This is a genomic window from Allobosea sp. FBZP-16 (genome assembly GCF_002831785.1).
Taxonomy (GTDB): domain Bacteria; phylum Pseudomonadota; class Alphaproteobacteria; order Rhizobiales; family Beijerinckiaceae; genus Allobosea; species Allobosea lupini.
The window spans coordinates 1-3968 of the sequence record NZ_LNCQ01000001.1 but is presented as its reverse complement, the minus strand read 5'-3'; the positions used below and the strand labels follow the sequence as shown (position 1 = coordinate 3968).

At 67.7% G+C, this 3968-nt stretch carries 7 protein-coding genes; 4 read left to right on the top strand and 3 right to left on the bottom strand.

Going from position 1 to position 3968, the window contains the following annotated elements; translation table 11 throughout:
* The first annotated feature begins 80 nt into the window (after positions 1 to 80).
* A complete protein-coding gene (locus CXY91_RS00035; RefSeq protein ID WP_100958805.1) occupies positions 81 to 383 on the top strand; it encodes a hypothetical protein in 303 nt (100 codons plus the stop codon).
* A 52-nt stretch (positions 384 to 435) separates the two neighbouring features.
* Here the strand turns inward: CXY91_RS00035 and CXY91_RS00030 are convergent, their stop codons facing one another.
* On the bottom strand, positions 436 to 807 hold the full coding sequence (locus CXY91_RS00030) for a hypothetical protein (RefSeq protein WP_100958804.1): 372 nt from the start codon (positions 805 to 807) through the stop codon (positions 436 to 438).
* Between the two features lie 118 nt (positions 808 to 925).
* On the opposite strand from CXY91_RS00030, the gene CXY91_RS00025 reads away from it, so the two are divergent.
* Positions 926 to 1189, top strand: a complete 264-nt coding sequence (locus CXY91_RS00025) for a BrnT family toxin (RefSeq protein ID WP_100958803.1) — start codon at positions 926 to 928, stop codon at positions 1187 to 1189.
* A complete protein-coding gene (gene brnA, locus CXY91_RS00020) occupies positions 1176 to 1391 on the top strand; it encodes a type II toxin-antitoxin system BrnA family antitoxin (protein WP_100958802.1) in 216 nt (71 codons plus the stop codon). The genes CXY91_RS00025 and brnA overlap by 14 nt, the downstream gene beginning before the upstream one ends.
* On the opposite strand, the gene CXY91_RS00015 is transcribed toward brnA, so the two are convergent.
* Both CXY91_RS00015 and CXY91_RS00010 read right to left on the bottom strand, forming a co-directional pair.
* Positions 1388 to 1903, bottom strand: a complete 516-nt coding sequence (locus CXY91_RS00015) for a helix-turn-helix domain-containing protein (RefSeq protein WP_100958801.1) — start codon at positions 1901 to 1903, stop codon at positions 1388 to 1390. The two genes, brnA and CXY91_RS00015, sit on opposite strands and share 4 nt — an antisense overlap.
* A 386-nt stretch (positions 1904 to 2289) precedes the next feature.
* Positions 2290 to 3558 carry a MobA/MobL family protein gene (locus tag CXY91_RS00010; protein ID WP_100958800.1) on the bottom strand — a complete coding sequence of 423 codons (1269 nt, stop codon included), beginning with the start codon at positions 3556 to 3558 and terminating at the stop codon, positions 2290 to 2292.
* Positions 3559 to 3665: 107 nt separating this feature from the next.
* Between CXY91_RS00010 and CXY91_RS00005 the strand changes: the two genes are divergently transcribed.
* A partial coding sequence (locus CXY91_RS00005) for a hypothetical protein (protein WP_100958799.1) occupies positions 3666 to 3968 on the top strand: 303 nt, incomplete at its 3' end.

Sequence of the window (3968 nt, the reverse complement as noted above, 5' to 3'; positions counted from 1 at the left end):
GAAGGTGGAGGAGCGGGACCGACCGCTATTCGCCGACTTCCTCAAGGCCCTTAAGGCCAGGCTCGACGCGGGCACGCCCAATGGCTGATCCAGGCGAGAAGAACCCGATCGTCGAGGCGATCGGCGGGTTTGCCATCACGTTGCTGTCGTCGCGGGGCGGCGAGCGGCTCAAGGGGGGCGGCGTCTACGGGCCGACCCATGCCGTGGCGGCCGCGGCCGACCTGGCGACGATCCTGATGACGCCCTCGCTGCTCGAGCCGCACCTGGACGCCGCGGCGCGGCGGCACAAGGTCCCCAACATCATCACGGGAAAGGTCGTGTCTGACCCTCCGACGGACGCCGAGAAGGTGGCCGCCGCTGTGACCGACGAGGTCTCCGAGTAGGATTCTGGCCGGAAATGGCTCCTGACCCTTTCCTCGCGCTAATCTTCCTGGGTTATCCGAAGAGGCGGGCGAGCAGGCCCTGCCGCGGCGCCGGGGCCGCTTGCGGCCCGGCGATCGCCAGGCGCCTGGCCTGGTCCCGCCACTGGTCCCTGTCCTCGCGCAGCTCCGCCGAGAGGCGGCGCTCGCCCTCCAGTTCGGCCGTCAGCCTCGCCAGGGCCACGTCAGCCGCTTCCGGGGCTGCGTCCTGGCTCGTCGGTGAATCGCGTCGGGACGCATCAGGGAAGACGCGGGCGAGCTCGGCCGGGTCGATCATGAAGGCGCCGGCGTCGTTGCGGGCGGCCGAGATCCGGCCTGATTTGATGCTCCGGAGGATCGTGGACTTGCTGACGCGGGTTGCGTCAGATGCTTCGGTGATGGTGATCATGGGGCGCCGTACCTCGTCGGGTGACGAGGCGATGATGCGGCAGGCCCGTTAACACTCCGTGATGTCCGAATCCCGTTCACCGGGTGGAAATGGTATAATTTCTATACTAAATAGACCCATGGAGTTCGAATACGACCCGGGCAAGAGCGAGACCAATAAGGTCAAGCACGGCCTCGATTTCGAGGAGGCGCAGGCCCTGTGGGCCGATCCGCGGCTCCTGGAGGCCCCTGCGAAGACCGAGGACGAGCCGCGGTTCGTCTCGGTCGGGAAGATCGGCGGAAGGCACTGGACGGCCATCTGGACGCCGCGGGGGAGCGCTGTGCGGCTGATCTCGGTCCGCCGCGCCAGGCCAGAGGAGGTGGAGCGCTATGAAGGCAGCTGAGCTCGACAAGCGGTTTGACGATGGCGAAGACGTGTCCGGTCAGGTCGATTGGGGCGCGGCGCGCCGGCCGAACGTCCAGGTGAAGCGGGTGAACGTCGACTTCCCCGCCTGGGTCGTGTCCGGCCTCGATCAGCAGGCGCAGCGCCTCGGCGTGACGCGTCAGGCCCTGATCAAGCTCTGGATCGCCGAGAGGCTGGTTTAGGCATCCTCGTCAGGCGTTCCGAAGAGCATCTTCATCTGGCGCGTCACGACGGCGTTGGCCTTCTTCGACACCAAGGTCTTGGTGTTGAAAGCCGCGAATTTCTTCGCGTTCCCCCAGAACTTCCAAATCTCCTCGGGATCGAGGCAGTAGGCGTAGGTTCCGGGCCCGACCCGGATCCTGACCAGGGCGCCGATCGCCTCGAGCTCCTTGGTGTGCCGGTAGATGGTCGAGACGGAGGTGTCCGTCGCCTCGGCGAGCGTCTCCTGGTTGACCGTCACGGCGTTGGTTTCGCCGGAGACGTGCGAAGCGAGGAAGCAGTACGTCTTGGCCACCTGGGGGTTCTTGCTGATCAGCTCGGTGATCCGCGCCCAGCCCTTTGTCGAGACCTGGGTGAAGCCCGCGTTGGCCCTTTTTGCCTGCCGGTCCCGGACCCTCTGGTCCGAATCCATGCCGGCGATGTCGAGCGTCCTGGAATGACGTTCGACGTCATTTTGGACCGAGATCTCGCGCATCTGCTTCCCCCCGAATCATGACCGGTCGACCAGTCATTTATACACGAAACTCGGTCACGAGATGACTGAATTTCGGTCGACCGACCGGTCATTCAGGGTGACCGGTCGACCGGTCATTCAGGGTGACCGGTCGCTACCCTGTAAGTCATTGAAATTGTTCACTTCGATATTTTCCCTTTTCTTTTCTAATCCTGCGCGCGGACCCTGCGCCGTGTCGGCGCTCTGAATCGGCCACCCGACGCGACGAAGGAGCGCGAGGGGACGATGGGAACGGGCGCAGGGGATGGTGGAGATGGTGAGCGTCACGGGCACCGTCGTCCGGCGACGCCGCAACCCTGACCAGCTGCGCCGCCGGACGACCCCTCGACGGGGAGGGAGGGCGCACTTCAGCGGCCGGGTAGGGTCTTCCGGGCGGGTTGAGCCGGGGGAGGGGAACGGTCTGGGGCTTGCCCCTCTCCGCGCGGGGGCGGCGCAGGCCTTTTCGCCCAGGCGATCGCTTGCTCCCGGACCTTCTCGGAAAGCTTTTGCCACCACTCCTGCAGGATCCGCGTGTCGTCGCTCGTGCGGTTGTGGGCCCATCTCCAGGCCCGCTGGGCGTTGTCGCCCATGCGGCCCATGGAGAGCCACAGCACGGCCTCCGCGCGCTCTCGATGGTCCGGGATGGCCTTGAGCAGGGCGTCGCCGGCGGTCCCGATTGGCTGCAGCGGAGGCCTGGGGTGCTGGGGCGGTCGGGGAGGCGCGGAGGGTGCCGGCCGGGAAACGGGCTGGGAGGCCGCAGGGGCTGCTGCAGGCGACGCCGCCGGCGTCCGTGCGGGCACGGGGGCGGCCGCCATGGCCCGGGTGGCGTTCTCGGCCGCCCTGAGCCGCTTCTGGCGGTCCTGGCGCAGGCGGCGGAGGTCGCGGGCCCCTCGGATCGTCGAGCGGTTGATCCCCTCGGCGGTCGCGGCGGCCTGCTCCCGGCGCCAGATCGGCCGGGCCTTGCGGAGCATGGCCGTGCGGCGGGGCCCGAGGCGCTCCTGGGGGACGCGGTCGATGTTCTGGGCGGCGAGGGACTTCGACGAGACTCGGGCGTCGTGCCCGTGCCGGGCGAGCGCCGCGTTGACCTGGTCCTCCCAGATCTCGCGCCAGGCGGTGACCTCGCCAGGGCCGGTGGCCCGGTCGTCGAGCTCGCGGGTCTTCTCGCCGAAGCGCAGCTCACCGGCCTCGTCGCGGGTGACGCGGCGGGTCGTCAGCATGACGTGGGCGTGGTGGTTGCGCTGGTCCGCCTCGGGATGTTCGCTGGGGTGGTGGATGGCGAACTCGGCCGCCAGCTTGTGCCGGAGGCTGATCTCCCGGGTGAACGAGGCCACGAGGCGCCGGTGTGCCTCGGCGTCGAGCTCGGCGGGGAGGGCGAGGATCACCTCTCGGGCGACGGTCGAGTTCTTCCGGTTCTCGGAGGCCTCGGCGGCGTTCCAGAGGTCGGCCGTCCGGACGTCGGCGGCCTTGCCGGAGACGTAGGTCCCGGTCGGCCCGATCGAGGCGCGGCGGCGGTAGTCGTACCGCTCGCCCGTGCGCTGGTCGGTCAGGTCCGCGCGGGTTCGGTAGGCGGCCTTGGCCACGGCCGACTGGCCGGCTGATCGCGAGATCGCTTTCACCTCCAGTCGGTAGATGGCCATGGGAGCTCTTTCTCTTCCCCCGGAGGGCGCGGCAATTCCGGAGGAATTGCATAACCGCGCCTTTCAGGTTACAACTACCTTCCTATACCCACTCCGCGGAATCGGCAATGGCGAAAAGCGAAAAGGCCCTGACCGACCTCGAGAGGATCGAGCTCGCGAAGAAGAAGGCGGAGAAGGCGAAGCAGATGCAGGCTAGGCACCTCCAGACCGCTGCCAAGATCCAGAAGAGGATCAACGACAAGGCGCGCTCTGACGACACCCGGCGGAAGATCATCCTTGGGTCGATCGTGATGGAGGACGCGGTCACGGGGAACGACAGCGTGGCCAAGTATCTGGCCGGCCAGATCGGTCGGAAGGTGGAGGAGCGGGACCGACCGCTATTCGCCGACTTCCTCAAGGCCCTTAAGGCC

Bases quoted from the DNA above. Each gene is read 5' to 3' on its own strand.
- CXY91_RS00035 (WP_100958805.1), top strand. From the start codon at position 81: ATGGCTGATCCAGGCGAGAAGAACCCGATCGTCGAGGCGATCGGCGGG.
- CXY91_RS00015 (WP_100958801.1), bottom strand. From the start codon at position 1,903: ATGCGCGAGATCTCGGTCCAAAATGACGTCGAACGTCATTCCAGGACG.
- CXY91_RS00010 (WP_100958800.1), bottom strand. From the start codon at position 3,558: ATGGCCATCTACCGACTGGAGGTGAAAGCGATCTCGCGATCAGCCGGC.
- CXY91_RS00025 (WP_100958803.1), top strand. From the start codon at position 926: ATGGAGTTCGAATACGACCCGGGCAAGAGCGAGACCAATAAGGTCAAG.
- brnA (WP_100958802.1), top strand. From the start codon at position 1,176: ATGAAGGCAGCTGAGCTCGACAAGCGGTTTGACGATGGCGAAGACGTG.
- CXY91_RS00030 (WP_100958804.1), bottom strand. From the start codon at position 807: ATGATCACCATCACCGAAGCATCTGACGCAACCCGCGTCAGCAAGTCC.